A 20,612-nucleotide genomic window follows, 5' to 3' on the forward strand; every position below is an offset into this window, starting at 1 on the left:
AGCCTTGATTCGTCTGCTGAAATTCTTCGGTTGGTCCATCGTCGCCGTTTTCTGCGGACTGCTCCTTGGTCTGAGCGGCGCGTTTCTTTACCTTAGTCCGGGATTGCCTTCTGTGGAGGCACTGCGAAGCATCCAGTTGCAGATTCCATTGCGCGTCTACAGCAGCGACAACAAGTTGATCGCAGAGTTTGGCGAAATGCGCCGTACACCGATCCGTTTCGCCGACATTCCCCCCAATTTCATTAATGCGTTACTAAGTGCTGAAGACGACAATTTCGCCAACCACTACGGCGTCGATCCCAGCAGCCTGATGCGTGCCGCCACCCAATTAGTCAAAAGCGGACACATCCAGTCCGGCGGCAGCACCATCACCATGCAGGTGGCGAAGAACTTCTTCCTGACCAGCGAACGCAGCTTCTCGCGCAAGACCACTGAAATCCTCCTGGCCCTGCAGATCGAACGGCAGCTGACCAAGGACGAGATCCTCGAGCTGTACGTCAACAAGATCTACCTGGGCAACCGCGCCTACGGCATCGAGGCCGCGGCGCAGGTTTACTACGGCAAGTCGATTCGTGACGTCAGCCTGGCGCAGATGGCGATGATCGCCGGCCTGCCGAAAGCTCCGTCGCGCTTCAACCCACTGGCCAATCCGGCTCGCAGCAAGGAACGTCGCGACTGGATCCTTGGCCGCATGTACAAGCTCGGCAAGATCACCGAGAGCGATTACACCGCCGCGATCAACGAGCCGCTGAACGCCAGCTATCACGTGCCGACCCCGGAAGTGAACGCGCCGTACATTGCTGAAATGGCCCGCGCCGAAATGGTCGGCCGCTACGGCAGCGATGCCTACACCGAGGGTTTCCGCGTCACGACCACCGTGCCGAGCAACCTGCAGGAAATGGCCAACACGGCCGTCCACGAAGGCCTGATGACCTACGATCAGCGTCACGGCTATCGCGGTCCCGAGTCGCGCCTGCCGGGCAAGACCCGTGAGGCCTGGATCTCGGAGCTGACCAAGCAGCGCACCATCAGCGGCCTTGAGCCGGCCATCGTCACGCAGGTCGAGAAGAACGGCCTGCAAGTGCTGACTCGTACCGGCGACGAACACATCGGCTGGGACAGCATGAAATGGGCGCGGCCGTTCCTGAACACCAACAGCATGGGCGCCAATCCGAAGCAGCCCTCGGATGTGGCTCAGGTCGGTGATCTGATTCGCGTACAGCGTCAGCCGGACAATTCGCTGAAATTCAGCCAGATCCCGCAAGCTCAGGGCGCACTGGTCTCCCTTGATCCGCAGAACGGCGCAATTCGCTCGCTGGTCGGCGGCTTCGCCTTCGAACAGAGCAACTACAACCGTGCCCTGCAGGCCAAGCGTCAGCCGGGCTCAAGCTTCAAACCGTTCGTGTACAGCGCCGCGCTGGATAACGGCTACACCGCCGCCAGCCTGGTGAACGACGCACCGATCGTGTTCGTCGACGAGTACCTGGACAAGGTCTGGCGTCCGAAGAACGACACCAACACTTTCCTCGGCCCGATCCGTCTGCGTGAAGGGCTGTACAAGTCGCGCAACCTGGTGTCGATCCGCCTGGTGCAGGCGCTGGGCGTCGATCGCACCATCGACTACATCAGCAAGTTCGGCTTCAACAAGCAGGACCTGCCGCGCAACCTGTCGCTGGCCCTGGGCACCGCGACCCTGACGCCAATGGAAATCGCCACCGGCTGGAGCACGTTCGCCAACGGCGGCTTCAAGATCACCCCGTACATCATCGACAAGATCGAAAGCCGCAATGGCGACACGTTGTTCGTCGCCAATCCACCAAGCGTGCCGAAAGGCGATGTGGCCACCGACGGCATCGCCGCGCCGACCGCCGAGGCCTTTACGGTCAATGCGACGCCGGGCGAAGCTCCAGGCCTGCCAACACCTCAGGCGCCGGCCGTGGCCGAACGCATTGTCGATGGTCGCACCACTTACATCCTCAACAGCATGCTCGAGGACGTGATCAAACTCGGCACCGGCCGTCGCGCACTGGCCTTGGGGCGCCCCGACATTGCAGGCAAAACCGGTACGACCAACGAATCGAAGGATGCCTGGTTCTCGGGCTATAACGCCGATTACGTGACCACCGTCTGGACCGGTTTCGACCAGCCGGAAAGCCTGGGCAAACGCGAGTTCGGCGGCACCGTCGCCCTGCCGATCTGGATGAACTACATGGGCGCCGCGCTCAAAGACAAGCCGCCGCACACGCAACCGGAACCGGAAGGCATCCTCAGCCTGCGGGTTGACCCGATCAGCGGCCGGGCAGCCACCCCAGGCACGCCTGGAGCGTACTTCGAGCTGTTCAAGGCCGAAGATACGCCACCGTCGGTGAATGAGCTGGGCAACGGCAATGCGCCGGGCAGCCCTCTGCCAGCGGATGAAGCGGCGCCGATCGATTTGTTCTGATCGCAGCACCACCCGAAAAGCCCCGCCTTCGAGAGAAGTGCGGGGCTTTTTGTTGCCTGCGATTTATGGGTTGTATTACCCGGCCTCTTCGCGGGCGAGCCTCGCTCCTACGGGTTTTGTGTTGTACGCAGTTTTCGCGACCGGCACAAAACCCGTAGGAGCGAGCGGTGCGGCGATCCGACTTGCCCGCGAAGAGGCCCGCACAGGCAACACACAAACCACAGACAATAAAAAACCCCGGCTCACAAGAGCCGGGGCTTCGGTTGAAGCGTTACAACGGCTTAGCCGTTGAACACATCATCCACGCTTTTCAGCGGGTAGTTCTTCGGATACGGCAGGGTTGCCACGCCGGTCTCGATTGCAGCCTTGGCCACGGCATCGGAGATCAGGGTGATCAGACGCTTGTCCATTGGCTTCGGAATGATGTACTCACGACCGAATTCCAGCTTGATGCCGCCGTAGGCGTCGCACACTTCCTGAGGAACCGGCAGTTTGGCCAGTTCACGCAGGGCGTTGGCCGCTGCCACTTTCATTTCTTCGTTGATGCGCTTGGCGCGAACGTCCAGGGCACCACGGAAGATGAACGGGAAGCCCAGTACGTTGTTGACCTGGTTCGGGTAGTCCGAACGGCCGGTCGCCATGATCACGTCGTTACGGGTGGCGTGTGCCAGTTCCGGGGAGATTTCCGGATCCGGGTTCGAGCACGCGAACACGATCGGGTTGGCCGCCATGGACAGCAGGCCTTCAGCGCTCAGCAGGTTCGGACCGGACAGGCCGACGAACACGTCTGCGCCTTGCAGGGCGTCAGCCAGGGTGCGCTTGTCGGTCGCGTGAGCGAAGACAGCCTTGTACTGGTTCAGGTCGTCACGGCCGGAGTGGATCACACCGGTACGGTCAACCATGTAGATGTTTTCGATGTTGGCGCCCATGCTCACCAGCAATTTCATGCAGGAGATGGCGGCCGCACCGGCACCCAGGCAGACGATCTTGGCGTCGGCGAGGGTTTTGCCAGCGATTTCCAGGGCGTTGATCATGCCGGCGGCAGTCACGATTGCGGTGCCGTGCTGGTCATCGTGGAATACCGGAATGTCGCACTGCTCGATCAGAGCGCGCTCGATCTCAAAGCACTCAGGTGCCTTGATGTCTTCCAGGTTGATGCCACCGAAGGTGATGGAGATGCGCTTGACGGTGTCGATGAAGGCTTGCGGGCTTTCGGAGTCGACTTCGATGTCGAAAACGTCGATGCCGGCGAAGCGCTTGAACAGCACGCCTTTACCTTCCATCACTGGCTTGGAAGCCAATGGGCCGAGGTTACCCAGGCCCAGAATCGCGGTGCCATCGGAAATGACTGCAACCAGGTTGCCTTTACCGGTGTATTTGTAGGCCAGTTCAGGATCGCGGGCGATTTCGCGTACTGGTTCGGCTACGCCGGGGCTGTAGGCCAGCGACAGGTCGCGGGCGGTAGCGGTGGCCTTGGTGAGCTCGACACTCAGCTTACCTGGACGAGGATGGGCGTGATATTCGAGAGCGGCAGTTTTCAGATCAGACATGGGGGCATTCCGCTTTTACTGTTGGACAGACTGGTCAGCGAGGATACGCGCCTCGCAAAGTCCCCACAAGACTGACCAGTCACCCCTGTCAAGCGCCCCGCCCTACGACTTTGGGCCAAGAGCCACGGAACACAAGGGATAGACTGTTCACAATCGACAATAAAAATGTCTACAATTTTTTTATCAAGGCGCCGCTTGCAACATCGCCGGATCGGTCAATGGAAGGAGCCAGCGCGCTTGCCCCGCTTGCAATCCGCCACGGCGCGAACGGTCCACGATCCAGCCACGGGCCTCGACCTGCTTGCCTTTCAGGCGCTCCAGCGCCGCACCATCAAATTGCCCCAGCAAATTGGGCGCAACACGCAGTACAAGAGAATCCTGCAACTCGATCCAAACACCGCCGCGATTGCGCTGAACCTTGCTCACACGCCCACTGACCACCGCGAAGCCGGACGTGTTGATCTGCTCCGCTTTCAGTACAGGCGACTGGCGCCACACACCGAGCCCGGCTTGCCGCGCACTGCGTTCCGCTGTTTGCTGACAGGCCACCAGATCGACATTCGGCGCGACCGCCACCTGGAAACCGAGCCCTTCTGCGAGCATCTGCGCTTCGAGGTTGGCGCCATCGGCGCCATAAAGATGCGCAAGGGTACGACCGTAGTGATCCTTGCTCTCTTTACCCGGCAGCACACCGACCCGCCCGCCGCTGGCAGCCACCAATGCTTCCAGGCGCTTGCGCGCCGCCACGGCAAACGGCTCGTCGGAGCGGCCCTGCTTGCCCAGCTCGGGCGTATTCAAGCCGATCATGCGCACGCTGCGGCCATCGCTCAGGCGCAGCGTGTCGCCATCCACCACCCGTTGCACCGCGACCGACGTCAGCCCATCCGGCACCGGGCAGAAGGCCTGGGCGCCCGAAAGCCAAATCGCGGACACAAAAAAGGCGCCCGCAAGGGACGCCTTTTTTATCAGTCTGGAGAAGCCGGAACGACCTTCCAAAATGATTGGCCTTAGGCCTTTTTCGCGCCGAAAGCACCGAAACGGTCTGCGAAGCGCTGAACGCGGCCGCCAGTGTCCAGAGTCTTTTGCTTACCGGTGTAGAACGGGTGGCATTCGTTGCAAACGTCGATCGCCAGGGCTTTGCCGAAGGTCGAACGGGTTTCGAACTTGTTGCCACAGCTGCAGGTAACAGCGATGGCTGGGTATTCTGGATGGATATCAGCTTTCATGGTGTCTTCCTCAGGCTGCGTGCCGCCACCCAACACTATTGTTGAATACCGCACGTAATTAGGCCGCGGATTCTACCAGACAATCTCAATCACGCAAGCTGTCGCTGAGACCGACCGTCTGCTAGGCTCCCGACCCAATACGCGATCCCCTGTAGGAGTGAGCCTGCTCGCGATAACGGTCTGCCAGTCGCCGCAATGTTGACTGCAAGATTGCTATCGCGAGCAGGCTCACTCCTACAGGTTATATGTCACGCCCCCTATTTTTTGTTGATCGAGACCCCCCGCGTGCCCGACGCCATTTTGCGCCTCGCCCTGCCTTCGCCCCTGCGCCGCCTGTTCGATTACCGTGCCCCGGCCGGAGTCCTGCGCGCCCAGTTGCAACCGGGCATGCGCCTGCGCGTACCTTTCGGCCGGCGGGAGATGATCGGGATTCTGGTAGAGGTCACCGACACCAGCGAAGTGCCTGCAGAAAAGCTCAAACCGGCCCTGGCCCTGCTCGACGCCACGCCGCCCTTGCCGCCAGCGCTGTTCAAGCTGTGCCTGTGGACCTCTCAGTATTATCAGCACAGCCTCGGCGACACCTTGAGCTGGGCACTGCCGGTGCTGTTGCGTCAGGGCGAGCTGGCCGAAGCGCGCCAGGAACGCTTCTGGTCCGCCGCGCCTGGCGCCAGCCTCGATGACCCGCGCATCGCCCGGGCCCCGCGTCAGCGTGAGGCGCTGGCAACCCTGGCGCAGCATCCTCATGGCGTCGCCCATCAGTTGCTGAGCAAGTTGATGCTGAGCAAGGACAGCCTGGATCTGCTGCTGGCCAAGGATCTGGTGCAAGTGGAGATCCGCAAGCACGCCCCCGGCGCCCGCCACGAGCATTGGCTGGCGCAACCGGAATTGCCGCTCAACCCTGAACAACGCGCCGCCTATGAGGCGATTCGCGCCGGGTTCGACAGTTATCACGCGTTCCTGCTGGCCGGCGTCACCGGCAGCGGCAAGACCGAAGTCTATTTGCAGTTGATCCGCGAAACCCTTGAAGCCGGCAAGCAAGCACTGGTGTTGATCCCGGAAATCAACCTCGGCCCGCAGACCCTGGCGCGCTTCGAACAACGGTTCAATGCACGCATCGCGCTGATCCACTCGGCGGTCAACGATCGCGAGCGCCTCGAAGCCTGGCTCGCAGCGCGTGACGGCGACGCCGACATTATTATCGGCACCCGTTCGGCGCTGTTCACGCCGATGAAAAACCCCGGCCTGATCATCATCGACGAAGAGCACGACGGCTCTTATAAACAGCAGGAAGGACTGCGCTATCACGCCCGCGACCTGGCATTGGTGCGCGCACGGCAGGAAAACATCCCGATCGTGCTCGGTTCCGCCACACCTTCGCTGGAAAGCCTGCACAATGCCTACACCGGACGTTACGGCCTCCTACGCCTCAATGAGCGTGCTGGCGGCGCCAAGCAACCGCGCTTCCTGCGCCTGGATGTGAAAAGTCGCCCGCTCGACAGCGGCATTTCCGGGCCGATGCACCAAGCCATCGGCCAGACACTCGCGGCCGGCCAGCAAGTATTGGTGTTCCTCAACCGTCGAGGTTTCGCCCCGACGCTGCTGTGCCACGACTGCGGCTGGATGTCCGAATGTCAGCGCTGCGATGCACGAATGACCGTGCACCAGCGCTCCGGCGAACTGCGCTGCCACCATTGCGGCTACGTCGAACGCGTACCCCGGCACTGCCCGAAGTGCGGCAAAGTGGATTTGCGGCCGGTGGGCGCCGGCACCGAACGCGCCGAAGAACGCCTGGCCATTCTGTTCCCGGATGTGCCGGTGCTGCGGGTCGACCGCGACAGCACGTCGCGCAAGGACGCGATGAATCAGTTGTTCGCGACCATTCAGAAGGGTCACCCATGCATTCTGGTGGGCACGCAAATGCTTGCCAAAGGGCATCACTTCCCACGGGTGACGCTGGTGTCGATTCTCGATGCGGACGGTGGTTTGTTCTCCGGTGACTTCCGCGCCAGTGAGCGCATGGCGCAACTGATCGTGCAGGTCGCCGGCCGCGCAGGCCGGGCTGAAGAGCCGGGCAAAGTGATCATCCAGACCCATCTGGCGGACCATCCGCTGCTGGTGCAACTGACTGAACAAGGCTACTTCGCGTTCGCTGAACAGGCGCTGAGCGAACGACGCGCTGCCGGGTTGCCGCCGTTTGCGCATTTGGCGCTGCTGCGGGCCGAAGCGCACAAACCGGGGCAGGCGGAAGGGTTTCTCGACGAGGCGTGCAGCGAGGCCGAGCGTTTGCTGGCTGAACAGAATCTGACCGGGATCGAATTGCTCGGGCCGGTGCCTGCACCGATGGAACGTCGGGCCGGGCGTTATCGCGCGCAGTTATTGTTGCAGGCAACGGCCCGGGCGCCGCTGCACCGGTTGCTGGCCAGTTGGTTGCTGGTGCTGGAGCAGATGCCGAGTGGGCGGGCGGTGCGCTGGTCTTTGGATGTCGATCCTGTGGATTTGTATTGATCAATCGGCCGCCATCGCTGGCAAGCCAGCTCCTACAGGGGATTTGAGGCGTTCACCGGTCCAATGTAGGAGCTGGCTTGCCAGCGATAGCGGTCTATTTGTCACCACATATCCACAACCTGCCCGCTATAGTTGGCAAGCCCGCCTTCGCAACGGATAATGCCCAGTTTTTCCACCAGCGCATCGAAGCGCCGCCGCGCTTGCGGTCGAAAGAGAAGACCATGAAAGACACCATTCGCCAGTTGATCCAACAAGCCATCACCCAACTCGTCAACGAAGGTGTGTTGCCTGAAGGCCTGACGCCGGCGATCCAGGTGGAAAACTCCCGTGACAAGAAAAACGGCGACTTCGCCAGCAACATCGCCATGATGCTGGCCAAGCCGGCCGGCATGAAGCCGCGCGATCTGGCCGAGAAAATCATCGCCGCGCTGCCGGCTGACGAAAACGTCACCAAGACCGAAATCGCCGGTCCTGGCTTCCTGAACTTCTTCCAGAACACCGACGCCCTGGCCACCCGCCTCGACGCAGCACTGGCCGACGAGCACATCGGCGTGCGCAAGGCCGGCCCGGCGCAACGCACCGTGGTCGATCTGTCGGCACCGAACCTCGCCAAAGAGATGCACGTCGGCCACTTGCGTTCGACCATCATCGGCGACGGCGTGGCTCGCGTTCTGGAGTTCCTCGGCGACGAAGTGATCCGTCAGAACCACGTGGGCGACTGGGGCACCCAGTTCGGCATGCTGATGGCTTACTTGCAGGAAAACCCGATCACCAGCGACGAGCTGTCGGACCTGGAAAACTTCTACCGCGCCGCCAAGGGCCGTTTTGACGAATCCGAAGAGTTCGCCGACCGCGCCCGTGGCCTGGTGGTCAAGCTGCAAGCCGGCGACCCGGATTGCCTGGCGCTGTGGACCAAGTTCAAGGACATCTCGCTGTCGCACTGCCAGAAAATCTACGAGCTGCTGAACGTCAAACTGACCATGGCCGACGTGATGGGCGAAAGCGCCTACAACGACGACCTGATCAACGTGGTCAACGACCTCAAGGCCGCCGGCATGCTGGTCGAGAGCAACGGCGCGCAGTGCGTGTTCCTTGACGAGTTCAAGAACGCTGACGGCGACCCGCTGCCAGTGATCATCGTCAAGGCGGATGGCGGCTACCTCTACGCCACCACCGACCTGGCGGCGGTACGTTATCGCAGTGGCAAGCTGAAGGCTGATCGCGCGCTGTACTTTGTCGACCAGCGCCAGGCCCTGCACTTCCAGCAAGTGTTCGCCGTCGCCCGCAAGGCCGGCTTCGTGACGCACCCGATGGAAATGGAACACATGGGCTTCGGCACCATGAACGGCGCCGACGGCCGTCCGTTCAAGACCCGCGATGGCGGCACCGTGAAGCTGATCGACCTGCTGACCGAAGCCCAGGAACGCGCCTACAACCTGGTCAAAGAGAAAAACCCGGAGCTGGCCGAAGACGAGCTGCGCAACATCGCCAAGGTCGTGGGCATCGGCGCAGTGAAATACGCCGATCTGTCCAAGCACCGCACCAGCGACTACAGCTTCAACTTCGACCTGATGCTGAACTTCGAAGGCAACACCGCGCCGTACCTGCTGTACGCGTACACCCGTGTGGCGGGCGTGTTCCGCAAGCTCGGCAAGGACTTCAGCGAAGTCGAAGGGCAGATCGTCCTGGAAGCCGCGCATGAACATGAGCTGGCAGCCAAACTCGCGCAATTCGGCGAAATCCTGAACAACGTGTCCGAGAAAGGCACGCCGCACATCCTCTGCACCTACCTGTACGACGTTGCCGGCCTGTTCTCCAGCTTCTACGAGAACTGCCCGATCCTCAGTGCTGAAACCCCGGCGCAAATGCAAAGCCGCTTGCGTCTTGCCGCGCTGACCGGTCGCACTCTCAAGCAAGGCCTGGAACTCTTGGGTCTGGAAACTCTGGAGCGTATGTAAGTTGGCTGCCAAGAAAAAACCTGCACCCAAGCGTGGCGCCAGCCGTTACCAAGCTCCAGCAAAGCAACCGATCCCGGGTTGGTTGTGGATGGCCATCGGCCTGACGGTCGGCGCGTTCATTGTGTTCCTGATGAAGCTGGAACCGGGCAAGGGCAGCGACAGCGTCAAGCGCGAGAAGATCGAGCAGCAGAAAGCCACCAAGGTCGCCGAGGCCAACAAGACCCCGCCGAGCCCGACGCAACCGGTGAAGCCGAAGTACGACTTCTACACCTTGCTGCCGGAATCGGAAGTCATCGTGCCGCCGGATGCCGTGCCGGAGAAAACACCGCCGACGCCGGCTGTACCGACCACGCCGGTAACCCCGGCGGAAGCGGCGAAGATCGACACGGCGCGGGCTCAGGCGGCATTGGCTGGCATCACCCCGCCGCCACCGCCACCCGTGGCCAAGGCGGCACCGGTGACCAAGTTCTTCCTGCAGGCCGGTTCGTTCCGCAAGGAGGCTGATGCAGACAAGGTGCGCGCGCAGATCATCCTGCTCGGCCAGGCGGTATCGGTTGAGTCCGGCACGGTGAAGGACGAGACCTGGTATCGGGTGTTGGTCGGGCCGTTCAGCAACCGCGAACAGCTGACCACCGCGCAGAAACAACTGTCCGGCGCCGGGTTCAGCAACCTGTTGTTACAACAACGCCAGAACCGCTGATCCGCGTTATCGTTCATCGCGAGCAGGCTCGCTCCCACAGGATTTGCGCCAACCCTGTGGGAGCGAGCCTGCTCGCGATTGGCGTCAGCACTCCCACCACACATCTTCGTGTACGCCACCGCTCGTCCCCTCTCCCGCCCCGCAGTTGAAAAACGCTCCACCACCCCCATATGAGTTGGCATAAGGCATTTTCGCCCCGCTGCGTGGAGACTCTCCCTTGACCACCATCGTTTCAGTTCGCCGCCACGGCAAAGTCGTCATGGGCGGCGACGGCCAGGTTTCTCTCGGTAATACCGTGATGAAAGGCAACGCGAAGAAAGTTCGTCGCCTCTACCACGGCGAAGTCCTCGCCGGTTTTGCTGGCGCCACGGCCGACGCCTTTACCCTTTTCGAGCGCTTCGAAGGTCAACTGGAGAAACACCAGGGCCATCTGGTTCGCGCCGCCGTCGAACTCGCCAAAGAATGGCGCACCGACCGCACCCTCAGCCGCCTCGAAGCCATGCTCGCGGTCGCCAACAAAGACGCGTCCCTGATCATCACCGGCAACGGCGACGTTGTAGAGCCTGAACAAGGCCTGATCGCCATGGGTTCCGGCGGCGCCTACGCCCAGGCCGCCGCCAGTGCGCTGCTGAAGAAAACCGACCTGTCAGCCCGGGAAATCGTCGAAACCGCCCTCGGCATTGCCGGCGACATCTGTGTATTCACCAACCACACCCAGACCATTGAGGAGCAGGACTGCGCCAAAGGCGACGAGTAAGTCTGTTTCGGCCCCACGCCACGACTCATCTTGTTTAAGGTCCGTCAAAATATTATGTCCATGACTCCCCGTGAAATCGTCCACGAACTCAACCGCCATATCATCGGCCAGGACGATGCCAAACGCGCCGTCGCCATCGCGCTGCGTAACCGCTGGCGCCGGATGCAACTGCCGGAAGAGCTGCGCGTTGAAGTAACGCCGAAGAACATCCTGATGATCGGCCCGACCGGTGTCGGCAAAACCGAGATCGCCCGTCGCCTGGCCAAACTGGCCAACGCACCGTTCATCAAAGTCGAAGCGACCAAGTTCACCGAAGTCGGCTACGTTGGCCGCGACGTAGAGTCGATCATTCGTGACCTGGCCGATGCTGCCATCAAGCTGCTGCGCGAACAGGAAATGACCAAGGTTCGCCACCGCGCCGAAGATGCCGCCGAAGAGCGCATCCTCGACGCCCTGCTGCCACCGGCGCGCATGGGCTTCAACAACGATGACGCCCCGTCGGCCGACTCCAACACCCGCCAGCTGTTCCGCAAGCGCCTGCGCGAAGGCCAGCTGGATGACAAGGAGATCGAAATCGAAGTCGCCGAAGTGTCCGGCGTCGATATCTCCGCGCCACCGGGCATGGAAGAAATGACCAACCAGTTGCAGAGCCTGTTCGCCAATATGGGCAAGGGCAAACGCAAGAGCCGCAAGCTCAAGGTCAAGGAAGCGCTGAAACTGGTCCGCGACGAAGAAGCGAGCCGCCTGGTCAACGACGAAGAGTTGAAGGCCAAGGCGCTGGAAGCGGTCGAGCAGCACGGCATCGTGTTCATCGACGAAATCGACAAGGTGGCCAAGCGCGGTAACTCCGGTGGCGTCGATGTGTCCCGTGAAGGCGTACAGCGCGACCTGCTGCCGCTGATCGAAGGCTGCACCGTCAACACCAAACTGGGCATGGTCAAGACCGACCACATCCTGTTCATCGCTTCCGGTGCGTTCCACTTGAGCAAGCCGAGCGATCTGGTGCCTGAGCTGCAAGGGCGTCTGCCGATTCGTGTCGAGCTGAAGGCGCTGACGCCGGAAGACTTCGAACGCATCCTCAGCGAACCGCACGCCTCGCTCACCGAGCAATATTGCGCACTGCTGAAAACCGAAGGCCTGGCCATCGAGTTCCAGCCGGATGGCATCAAGCGCATCGCCGAGATCGCCTGGCAGGTCAACGAGAAAACCGAGAACATCGGTGCCCGTCGCCTGCACACGCTGCTTGAGCGCCTGCTCGAAGAGGTGTCGTTCAGCGCCGGCGACCTGGCCAGCGCTCACGATGACAAGGTGATCCTGATCGACGCCGACTACGTCAACAACCACCTCGGCGAATTGGCGCAGAACGAAGACCTGTCCCGTTATATCCTGTAGGTATGCGACCTCCTGTAGGAGCCGGCTTGCTGGCGATGACGTACTTGAAATCGCCATCGCCAGCAAGCCGGCTCCTACAGAGGTTCAGACCTCGCGCTTCAATACGGACTTTGGTCATGATCCCCACCGACATCAAACTGCACAAAGCCTCGAAAACCCTGTCGCTGAAATACGCGTCCGGCGAGGAACATCACCTGCCCGCCGAGTTCCTGCGCGTGCACTCTCCTTCCGCCGAGGTCCAGGGCCACGGCAAACCTATCCTGCAATTTGGCAAGATCGGCGTAGGCCTGACCAAGGTAGAACCGGCCGGTCAGTACGCACTGAAATTGACCTTCGACGACGGCCACGACAGCGGCCTGTTCACCTGGGAATATCTGTACCAGTTGGGCGTGCGCCAAGAGGATCTCTGGAACGATTATCTTGCCGAGCTGAAAGCGGCCGGAAAGACCCGCGACCCTAACGAATCGGTCGTCAAGCTGATGCTCTAACCCGCGCCTCTTGCGCATTAGAAGGCATTTTCTAATTTCATCTGTTTGAATGCTTGGCCGCGAGGTCAGTCATTAGCCTGCTTGCGAAAAAAATTAAACTCGGGTAACCAATGGAGCTGGCAAGTTACCTGCAGTGCTCTCTGAACTAAAAAGCAGCGATGCAGAATTATCGGTCACCCGAGCAGTAGTACCTGGCATTGGCTGTGTGACTACACGGCTGGACTCAGGTACTCGTCTCAGGACAATGGAGCGTCGTAGATGAGTAACAAGAATAACGATGACTTGAAGAATCAAGCCTCGGAAAACACCTTGGGGCTTAATCCTGTCGTTGGGCTGCGTGGAAAGGATCTACTGGCTTCTGCTCGAATGGTGCTCAGGCAGGCCATTAAACAACCGATTCACAGTGCGAAGCATGTCGCTCATTTCGGTCTTGAACTGAAGAACGTGCTGTTCGGCAAATCCGAACTGCTACCGACCAGCGATGACCGTCGTTTCGCCGATCCGGCCTGGAGCCAGAACCCGCTCTACAAACGTTATTTGCAAACCTACCTGGCGTGGCGCAAGGAACTCCACGACTGGATCGACGACAGTAACCTCGGGCCCAAGGATGTGGCACGCGGGCATTTCGTGATCAACCTCATGACCGAAGCCATGGCCCCGACCAACACGGCGGCCAACCCGGCAGCGGTCAAACGCTTCTTCGAAACCGGTGGCAAGAGCCTGCTCGACGGCCTCTCGCACCTGGCCAAGGATCTGGTGCACAACGGCGGCATGCCGAGCCAGGTCAACATGGGCGCATTCGAAGTCGGCAAGAGCCTGGGCGTGACCGAAGGTGCGGTGGTTTTCCGTAACGACGTGCTGGAGCTGATCCAGTACCGGCCGACCACCGAGCAGGTGCATGAGCGCCCATTGCTGGTGGTGCCGCCACAGATCAACAAGTTCTACGTTTTCGACCTGAGCCCGGACAAAAGCCTGGCGCGTTTCTGCCTGCGCAATCACGTGCAGACCTTCATCGTCAGCTGGCGCAACCCGACCAAGGAGCAACGCGAATGGGGTCTGTCGACCTACATCGAAGCGCTCAAGGAGGCGGTTGATGTGGTCACCGCGATCACCGGCAGCAAAGACGTGAACATGCTCGGCGCCTGCTCCGGCGGCATCACCTGCACCGCGTTGCTGGGCCACTACGCCGCAATCGGCGAGAAAAAAGTCAACGCCCTGACGCTGCTGGTCAGCGTGCTGGACACCACCCTGGACAGCGACGTCGCACTGTTCGTCGACGAGCAGACGCTTGAAGCCGCCAAACGCCATTCCTATCAGGCGGGTGTACTCGAAGGCCGCGACATGGCGAAAGTGTTCGCCTGGATGCGCCCCAACGATCTGATCTGGAACTACTGGGTCAACAACTACCTGCTCGGCAACGAGCCGCCGGTGTTCGACATTCTGTTCTGGAACAATGACACCACCCGGTTGCCCGCCGCGTTCCACGGCGACCTGATCGAGATGTTCAAAAACAATCCGCTGATCCGCCCGGATGCACTGGAAGTGTGCGGCACGCCGATCGACCTGAAGCAGGTCACGGCCGACATCTTTTCCCTGGCCGGCACCAACGACCACATCACCCCGTGGAAGTCCTGCTACAAGTCGGCGCAACTGTTCGGCGGCAAGGTCGAATTCGTGCTGTCCAGCAGCGGGCATATCCAGAGCATTCTGAACCCGCCGGGCAACCCGAAATCACGCTACATGACGGGCACCGAGATGCCGTTGAAGGCTGAGGAGTGGCAGGAAAATTCCACCAAGCACACCGATTCCTGGTGGCTGCACTGGCAAGCCTGGCAGGCCGAGCGTTCGGGCGAATTGAAAAAATCCCCGACAAAACTGGGCAACAAGGCTTATCCGGAAGGTGAAGCAGCACCGGGCACTTACGTACACGAACGGTAACTGACACACCCGCCCCCCGTAGGAGCGAAGCTTGCTCGCGAAAGCGGTCATTCATTCAACGTAGATTTCGACTGATCTGACGCCTTCGCGAGCAAGCTTCGCTCCTACAGGGGACCGGGATAATTAACCCACAGGGCTTGAAGCATGCCGCAACCGTTCATTTTTCGTACCGTCGACCTGGATGGCCAGACCCTCCGCACGGCAGTACGCCCCGGCAAGCCTCACTTGACGCCCTTGCTGATTTTCAACGGCATCGGCGCCAACCTGGAGCTGGTGTTTCCGTTTGTCGCAGCATTGGACCCGGACCTCGAAGTCATCGCTTTCGACGTGCCCGGTGTCGGCGGTTCGTCGACGCCGAACCGGCCGTATCGTTTTCCGGGCCTGGCCAAACTCACGGCGCGGATGCTCGATTATCTCGATTACGGGCAAGTGAACGTGATCGGTGTGTCATGGGGTGGCGCCCTCGCCCAGCAGTTTGCTTACGACTACCCCGAGCGCTGCAAGAAACTGGTGCTGGCGGCAACGGCGGCAGGTGCTGTGATGGTGCCGGGCAAACCGAAAGTGCTGTGGATGATGGCCAGCCCACGGCGCTACATCCAGCCATCGCACGTGATCCGCATTGCGCCGATGATCTACGGCGGCTCGTTCCGTCGCGATCCGACACTGGCGGCCAGCCATGCGGCGAAGGTGCGCTCGGCAGGCAAGCTCGGTTACTACTGGCAGCTGTTCGCCGGGCTCGGCTGGACCAGCATTCACTGGCTGCACAAGATCCACCAGCCGACACTGGTGCTGGCCGGCGACGATGACCCGCTGATCCCGTTGATCAACATGCGCGTGCTGGCCTGGCGGATTCCCAATGCCCAGTTGCACATCATCGATGACGGGCACCTGTTCCTGATCACCCGCGCCGAGGCCGTGGCGCCGATCATCATGAAGTTTCTCGAGGAAGAACGGCAGCGCGCCGTGATGCATCCGCATCCGGCTCCATCGGGCGGCTAACCGACTTATCGTCGGTCGGCAGGACGCCGCGCCGCGCAACAACCCGTTACAGCGTCTATGGTGTTCTGGTTCGGTGTGTTTGTATTTGGCCTGAAGACGAAGGAGTGTTGAGTCATGCGCGACAAGCCAGCGAGGGAATCTTTACCGACTCCCGCAGCGTTCATCAACGCACAGAGTGCGATTACCGGCCTGCGTGGTCGGGATCTGTTTTCGACCCTGCGCAGCGTTGCCGCCCATGGTTTGCGCAACCCCGTGCACAGCGCCCGCCATGCGTTGAAGCTGGGCGGTCAACTGGGGCGCGTGTTGCTGGGCGAAACCCTGCACCCGACCAACCCCAACGACAATCGCTTTGCCGACCCCGCATGGAGCCTCAACCCGTTTTATCGCCGCAGTTTGCAGGCCTACCTGAGCTGGCAGAAACAGGTCAAAAGCTGGATCGACGAGAGCAACATGGACCCGGACGATCGCGCCCGCGCCCACTTCGCGTTCGCTTTGCTCAATGACGCGGTGTCACCGTCCAACACCCTGCTCAATCCGCTGGCGGTCAAGGAAATCTTCAACTCCGGCGGCAACAGCCTGGTGCGTGGCATCAGTCACCTGGTCGATGATTTCCTGCACAACGACGGCCTGCCCAGGCAAGTGACCAAGCAGGCCTTCGAGGTCGGCAAGACGGTCGCCACCACCACCGGCGCCGTGGTGTTTCGCAATGAGCTGCTGGAACTGATCCAGTACAAGCCGATGAGCGAAAAGCAGTATTCCAAACCGCTGCTGGTGGTGCCGCCACAGATCAACAAGTACTACATTTTCGACCTGAGCCCGAACAACAGCTTCGTCCAGTTCGCCCTGAAAAACGGCCTGCAAACCTTCATGATCAGCTGGCGCAACCCCGATGTGCGCCATCGCGAATGGGGCCTTTCGACCTACGTCGAAGCCGTCGAAGAAGCGATGAATGTATGCCGGGCGATCACCGGCGCCCGGGAAGTCAACCTGATGGGCGCCTGCGCCGGCGGGCTGACCATTGCCGCGCTGCAAGGTCATTTGCAGGCGAAGCGGCAACTGCGCCGTGTATCCAGCGCAACCTATCTGGTGAGCCTGCTCGACAGCCAGATGGAGAGTCCCGCGACCCTGTTCGCCGACGAACAGACCCTGGAAGCGGCCAAGCGTCGGTCCTATCAGAAGGGCGTGCTGGACGGTCGCGACATGGCCAAGGTCTTCGCCTGGATGCGCCCCAACGATTTGATCTGGAGCTACTTCGTCAACAACTACCTGTTGGGCAAGGAGCCGCCGGCGTTCGACATCCTCTACTGGAACAACGACAACACACGTCTGCCAGCCGCCTTTCACGGCGATCTGCTGGACTTCTTCAAGCACAACCCGCTGAGTCATCCGGGGGGCCTGGAAGTGTGCGGCACGCCGATCGACTTGCAGAAAGTCACCGTCGACAGCTTCAGCGTGGCCGGCATCAACGACCACATCACTCCGTGGGATGCCGTGTATCGCTCGACGCTGCTGCTGGGTGGCGAGCGACGCTTCGTGCTGTCCAACAGCGGTCATGTACAGAGCATCCTGAACCCGCCGTCCAACCCGAAAGCCAACTTCATTGAAAGCACAAAACTGAGCAGCGATCCGCGGGCCTGGTATTACGACGCCAAGCAAGTCGACGGCAGCTGGTGGACGCAGTGGCTGAGCTGGATTCAGGAACGTTCGGGCGCGCAAAAGGAAACCCACATGGCCCTCGGCAACCAGAACTATCCACCCATGGAGGCGGCACCCGGTACTTACGTGCGCGTGCGCTGACACCCAACACACCACTGCCGCCTCCGTAGGAGCCGGCTTGCTGGCGAATGCATCACCGCGGTTTCACGACCCACCGTGGTGATGCGATAGCCAGCAAGCCGGCTCCTACAGGGTTTGAGCGCGGCAGGACTTGAACATTAAGAAGACTGGATGAAAACCCGCGACCGGATCCTCGAATGTGCCCTGCAGTTGTTCAATCAGAAGGGCGAACCGAACGTCTCCACCATGGAAGTTGCCAACGAAATGGGCATCAGCCCGGGCAACCTCTACTACCACTTTCACGGCAAGGAACCGCTGATTCTCGGGCTGTTCGAGCGCTTCCAGGCAGAGCTTGCGCCGCTGCTCGATCCGCCGTCCGATGTGGAGTTGGCACCGGAAGATTACTGGCTGTTCCTGCACCTGATCGTCGAGCGCCTGTCGCACTATCGGTTTCTCTTTCAGGACCTGTCGAACCTCGCCGGGCGCCTGCCGAAACTGGCCAAGGGGATTCGCAACCTGCTCAACGCGCTGAAGCGCACACTGGCTTCATTGCTGGCGCGGTTGAAGGCTCAGGGGCACTTGGTCAGCGACACGCAGGCGTTGGGGCAGTTGGTGGAACAGATCACCATGACGCTGCTGTTTTCGCTGGATTACCAGCGGATTCTGGATCGCGAAGGTGAGGTGAGGCTGGTGGTGTATCAGATCATGATGCTGGTGGCGCCGCATCTGCTGCCGCCGATCAAGGTGGCGACGGAGCAACTGGCACTCCAATACCTCGAAGAACACGGATAACCCCTGAATACCGCGACCCCCTGTGGGAGCTAGCCTGCTGGCGATAGCGATTTATCCGGCGACATTGTTGTTGACTGATGAACCGATATCGCTAGCAGGCTAGCTCCTACAAGGGCGGTGGTGTTTGCAGGATCGTGCACAAACAAAAACGCCCGACCTTTGCAGGCCGGGCGTTTTTTTGAGCCCTGAAATCAGGACTGACTGGTTGGCGTCGATGGAGCTGGCGCGGCAGTCGGGGTTACAGCAGGGGTCGGCGCGGTAGCAGAGTTGGAGCTGCTCACTGTCGGCGCCGGGGTTGCCGGTTTGGCGGCAGCCACTGCTGGTTTTGGAGCAGCAGCTTTCGGCGCTGCCGGTTTTTTCACTGCTGGTTTTTTCGCGGCGGCAGGTTTTGCCGCAGGCTTGGCTGCTGCAGGTTTAGCAGCCGGTTTAGCGGCGGCTTTGGCGGCAACCGGTTTCGCTGCTGGCTTGGCTGCGGCAGGTTTTGCTGCGGCCGTTTTGGCAGCCGGCTTGGCCGCTGCTTTCGCGGCGGGTTTTGCAGCCGGTTTAGCGGCAGCTTTTGCCAGAGGCTTGGCAGCGGTTTTAGCCGCTGGTTTGGCTGCTGCGGTTTTCGCCGCAACAGGCGCAACCTTGGCACCGGTGAGTTTTTCGATTTGCTTGGTCAGGGTATCGACCTTGCTGTGCAGCGCTTTCACTTCGTTGCGGCTCGGGACACCCAGGCGCGAAATGGCGCTGTTCAGGCGCTTGTCGAAAGCCCCTTCCAGCTCATCCCACTTGCCCAGCGCACGATCTTTCACGCCAGTGATGCGCGATTTGGCAGAGGTAGCGGAGTCCTTGGCGGCATCGACTTTCTTGCCGACAGCGCTCTTGGTGAGCTTCTCGGCTTTCTCGCCGTCTTTGACCAATGTATCGAAGAGCTTGCTGCCGTCAGTGTCGATCTTCGAGTACACGCCTAAACCAGCAAGCCAGATTTTGCGGGAGTAGTCTTCGACTTTCCCGATCCACGAGCTGCCTTCTTTTTCGGTGTTCTTTTTACCAGCCATCCCGTTCTCCTTAAGATTTACGCGCGACGCGTTCGAGCAATGCCGTCAGCTCATCGAGCTTAGCAGAGAGTGCCTCAACGTCATGTTTAGACGGAATGCCAATACGATTCAAGGTACTTGCGACACGCGAGTCAAAAGCCTTCTCGACCTTGTCGAGTTGAACTTCGACCTTGCCTTTGAAAGTGCTTACTTCGCTCTTGGCTTCATCAATCTCGGCGTTAGCTGCTTCAAGTTTCTCGGCAACTACCTTTTTGCCTTTCTTTTCAACAGTTTGACCAGCCTTGATCAACTCTTGAAAGTAATCGCTGCCCTCTTGGCCGACCTTGGCGTAGGCACCCAGGCCTGCCAGCCAGATCTTGCGGGCATAGGATTTGACGTCGCTCAGAGCGGTTGTCGAAGCGTCGATTTTTTTCTTCAAAATAACTTTGGCCATGGTGCACCTCACGCGCAGAAGGTTTGAGGAACTGCCCGCGAAAGTGTCGGGCTCATGCACAAAGTAGGGAGAAAAATTAGAAACGGCACCCTAACAACTGACATAAAACCTCGGGTGCACCTTAAAACAAATGTGGGAGCCAGCCTGCTGGCGATAGCGATTTATCCATCAACATCAATGTTGACTGATACACCGCCATCGCCAGCAGGCTGGCTCCCACAGGGGATGTGGTTCGATTCGGAAATCAGACCAGGGCTTTATCGAGGGCCTTTTCGATTTCCGATTTGATCATGCCGCTCATGGCCGACATCATCAGGCCCAATTCCACATCAACGCGAATCGAATCCTCAGCAACATGCACCGCGCCTTTCACCCCGGAACGCTTGAGGTTCAGGGTGTCGCCGGACCACTGCGGCTCCAGGCCATATTGATCGGACAGTTTCTGCGCCAACTGGTCGGCCTTCTCGCGGGCCGCTTCCTTGCCCAGGCCGTGGGCTCGTTCAACACTAATACGGGCCATCGAATGACTCCTGCTTTATGAATACTTTCCTGAAGCATCTTGACCGCGCCTGCGGCAAAACGTCCCGGCGGTTCTACATCTTACCTTCAGCCTTG

17 protein-coding genes are annotated in these 20,612 nt (G+C 60.4%); 11 read left to right on the plus strand and 6 right to left on the minus strand.

The window, feature by feature from the left end; genetic code table 11:
• Window positions 1-7 precede the first annotated feature (7 nt).
• Window positions 8-2,443: a penicillin-binding protein 1A gene (locus IB246_RS09450; RefSeq protein WP_412548148.1), complete on the plus strand. Its 2,436-nt coding sequence runs from the start codon at window positions 8-10 to the stop codon at window positions 2,441-2,443.
• Window positions 2,444-2,724: 281 nt separating this feature from the next.
• On the opposite strand, the gene IB246_RS09455 is transcribed toward IB246_RS09450, so the two are convergent.
• The 3 genes from IB246_RS09455 to rpmE form a co-directional block, all read right to left on the minus strand.
• Window positions 2,725-3,993, minus strand: a complete 1,269-nt coding sequence (locus IB246_RS09455) for a malic enzyme-like NAD(P)-binding protein (protein WP_008025204.1) — start codon at window positions 3,991-3,993, stop codon at window positions 2,725-2,727.
• A gap of 183 nt (window positions 3,994-4,176) precedes the next feature.
• On the minus strand, window positions 4,177-4,989 hold the full coding sequence (locus IB246_RS09460; RefSeq protein WP_008041863.1) for a thermonuclease family protein: 813 nt from the start codon (window positions 4,987-4,989) through the stop codon (window positions 4,177-4,179).
• An 11-nt stretch (window positions 4,990-5,000) separates the two neighbouring features.
• Complete coding sequence (gene rpmE, locus IB246_RS09465; RefSeq protein WP_008025207.1) at window positions 5,001-5,219, minus strand: 50S ribosomal protein L31; 219 nt, start codon at window positions 5,217-5,219, stop codon at window positions 5,001-5,003.
• Window positions 5,220-5,504: 285 nt separating this feature from the next.
• On the opposite strand from rpmE, the gene IB246_RS09470 reads away from it, so the two are divergent.
• From IB246_RS09470 to IB246_RS09515, 10 genes are all read left to right on the plus strand, one after another.
• Window positions 5,505-7,724 carry a primosomal protein N' gene (locus tag IB246_RS09470; protein ID WP_008041865.1) on the plus strand — a complete coding sequence of 740 codons (2,220 nt, stop codon included), beginning with the start codon at window positions 5,505-5,507 and terminating at the stop codon, window positions 7,722-7,724.
• 221 nt (window positions 7,725-7,945) lie between these two features.
• The gene (gene argS, locus IB246_RS09475) at window positions 7,946-9,682 is read left to right on the plus strand and encodes an arginine--tRNA ligase (RefSeq protein WP_032832667.1); all 1,737 of its coding nucleotides are present in this window, start codon (window positions 7,946-7,948) and stop codon (window positions 9,680-9,682) included.
• 1 nt (window position 9,683) lies between these two features.
• Window positions 9,684-10,382, plus strand: a complete 699-nt coding sequence (locus tag IB246_RS09480; RefSeq protein WP_008025212.1) for an SPOR domain-containing protein — start codon at window positions 9,684-9,686, stop codon at window positions 10,380-10,382.
• 217 nt (window positions 10,383-10,599) lie between these two features.
• Window positions 10,600-11,139 (plus strand): ATP-dependent protease subunit HslV, encoded by a 540-nt coding sequence (gene hslV, locus IB246_RS09485; RefSeq protein ID WP_008025213.1) that lies wholly within the window; start codon window positions 10,600-10,602, stop codon window positions 11,137-11,139.
• A gap of 54 nt (window positions 11,140-11,193) precedes the next feature.
• On the plus strand, window positions 11,194-12,531 hold the full coding sequence (hslU, locus tag IB246_RS09490) for an ATP-dependent protease ATPase subunit HslU (protein ID WP_008025214.1): 1,338 nt from the start codon (window positions 11,194-11,196) through the stop codon (window positions 12,529-12,531).
• Window positions 12,532-12,641: 110 nt separating this feature from the next.
• A complete protein-coding gene (locus IB246_RS09495; protein ID WP_085988409.1) occupies window positions 12,642-13,019 on the plus strand; it encodes a gamma-butyrobetaine hydroxylase-like domain-containing protein in 378 nt (125 codons plus the stop codon).
• 258 nt (window positions 13,020-13,277) lie between these two features.
• Complete coding sequence (gene phaC, locus IB246_RS09500; RefSeq protein WP_008041874.1) at window positions 13,278-14,957, plus strand: class II poly(R)-hydroxyalkanoic acid synthase; 1,680 nt, start codon at window positions 13,278-13,280, stop codon at window positions 14,955-14,957.
• Between the two features lie 144 nt (window positions 14,958-15,101).
• On the plus strand, window positions 15,102-15,956 hold the full coding sequence (gene phaZ / locus IB246_RS09505) for a poly(3-hydroxyalkanoate) depolymerase (protein WP_008041882.1): 855 nt from the start codon (window positions 15,102-15,104) through the stop codon (window positions 15,954-15,956).
• 114 nt (window positions 15,957-16,070) lie between these two features.
• The gene (gene phaC / locus IB246_RS09510; protein ID WP_008041884.1) at window positions 16,071-17,753 is read left to right on the plus strand and encodes a class II poly(R)-hydroxyalkanoic acid synthase; all 1,683 of its coding nucleotides are present in this window, start codon (window positions 16,071-16,073) and stop codon (window positions 17,751-17,753) included.
• Window positions 17,754-17,903: 150 nt separating this feature from the next.
• Window positions 17,904-18,524, plus strand: coding sequence for a TetR/AcrR family transcriptional regulator (locus tag IB246_RS09515; protein WP_008041885.1), 621 nt, complete (start codon window positions 17,904-17,906; stop codon window positions 18,522-18,524).
• A gap of 191 nt (window positions 18,525-18,715) precedes the next feature.
• Here IB246_RS09515 and IB246_RS09520 read toward each other — a convergent pair whose 3' ends face one another.
• From IB246_RS09520 to IB246_RS09530, 3 genes are all read right to left on the minus strand, one after another.
• Window positions 18,716-19,564, minus strand: a complete 849-nt coding sequence (locus IB246_RS09520) for a phasin family protein (protein WP_008041887.1) — start codon at window positions 19,562-19,564, stop codon at window positions 18,716-18,718.
• A gap of 10 nt (window positions 19,565-19,574) precedes the next feature.
• Window positions 19,575-19,997, minus strand: a complete 423-nt coding sequence (locus tag IB246_RS09525) for a phasin family protein (protein WP_008025226.1) — start codon at window positions 19,995-19,997, stop codon at window positions 19,575-19,577.
• A gap of 244 nt (window positions 19,998-20,241) precedes the next feature.
• Window positions 20,242-20,517: a polyhydroxyalkanoic acid system family protein gene (locus IB246_RS09530; protein WP_008041889.1), complete on the minus strand. Its 276-nt coding sequence runs from the start codon at window positions 20,515-20,517 to the stop codon at window positions 20,242-20,244.
• Window positions 20,518-20,612: the final 95 nt, after the last annotated feature.

Source organism: Pseudomonas sp. PDM01 (assembly GCF_014852325.1).
GTDB classification, from domain to species: domain Bacteria; phylum Pseudomonadota; class Gammaproteobacteria; order Pseudomonadales; family Pseudomonadaceae; genus Aquipseudomonas; species Aquipseudomonas migulae.

What these genes read in the sequence shown, in the direction of transcription:
- IB246_RS09455 (WP_008025204.1), bottom strand. Translation starts at nt 3,993, where the DNA reads ATGTCTGATCTGAAAACTGCCGCTCTCGAATATCACGCCCATCCTCGT.
- rpmE (WP_008025207.1), bottom strand. Translation starts at nt 5,219, where the DNA reads ATGAAAGCTGATATCCATCCAGAATACCCAGCCATCGCTGTTACCTGC.
- argS (WP_032832667.1), top strand. Translation starts at nt 7,946, where the DNA reads ATGAAAGACACCATTCGCCAGTTGATCCAACAAGCCATCACCCAACTC.
- hslU (WP_008025214.1), top strand. Translation starts at nt 11,194, where the DNA reads ATGTCCATGACTCCCCGTGAAATCGTCCACGAACTCAACCGCCATATC.
- phaC (WP_008041874.1), top strand. Translation starts at nt 13,278, where the DNA reads ATGAGTAACAAGAATAACGATGACTTGAAGAATCAAGCCTCGGAAAAC.
- phaZ (WP_008041882.1), top strand. Translation starts at nt 15,102, where the DNA reads ATGCCGCAACCGTTCATTTTTCGTACCGTCGACCTGGATGGCCAGACC.
- phaC (WP_008041884.1), top strand. Translation starts at nt 16,071, where the DNA reads ATGCGCGACAAGCCAGCGAGGGAATCTTTACCGACTCCCGCAGCGTTC.
- IB246_RS09515 (WP_008041885.1), top strand. Translation starts at nt 17,904, where the DNA reads ATGAAAACCCGCGACCGGATCCTCGAATGTGCCCTGCAGTTGTTCAAT.
- IB246_RS09520 (WP_008041887.1), bottom strand. Translation starts at nt 19,564, where the DNA reads ATGGCTGGTAAAAAGAACACCGAAAAAGAAGGCAGCTCGTGGATCGGG.
- IB246_RS09525 (WP_008025226.1), bottom strand. Translation starts at nt 19,997, where the DNA reads ATGGCCAAAGTTATTTTGAAGAAAAAAATCGACGCTTCGACAACCGCT.
- IB246_RS09530 (WP_008041889.1), bottom strand. Translation starts at nt 20,517, where the DNA reads ATGGCCCGTATTAGTGTTGAACGAGCCCACGGCCTGGGCAAGGAAGCG.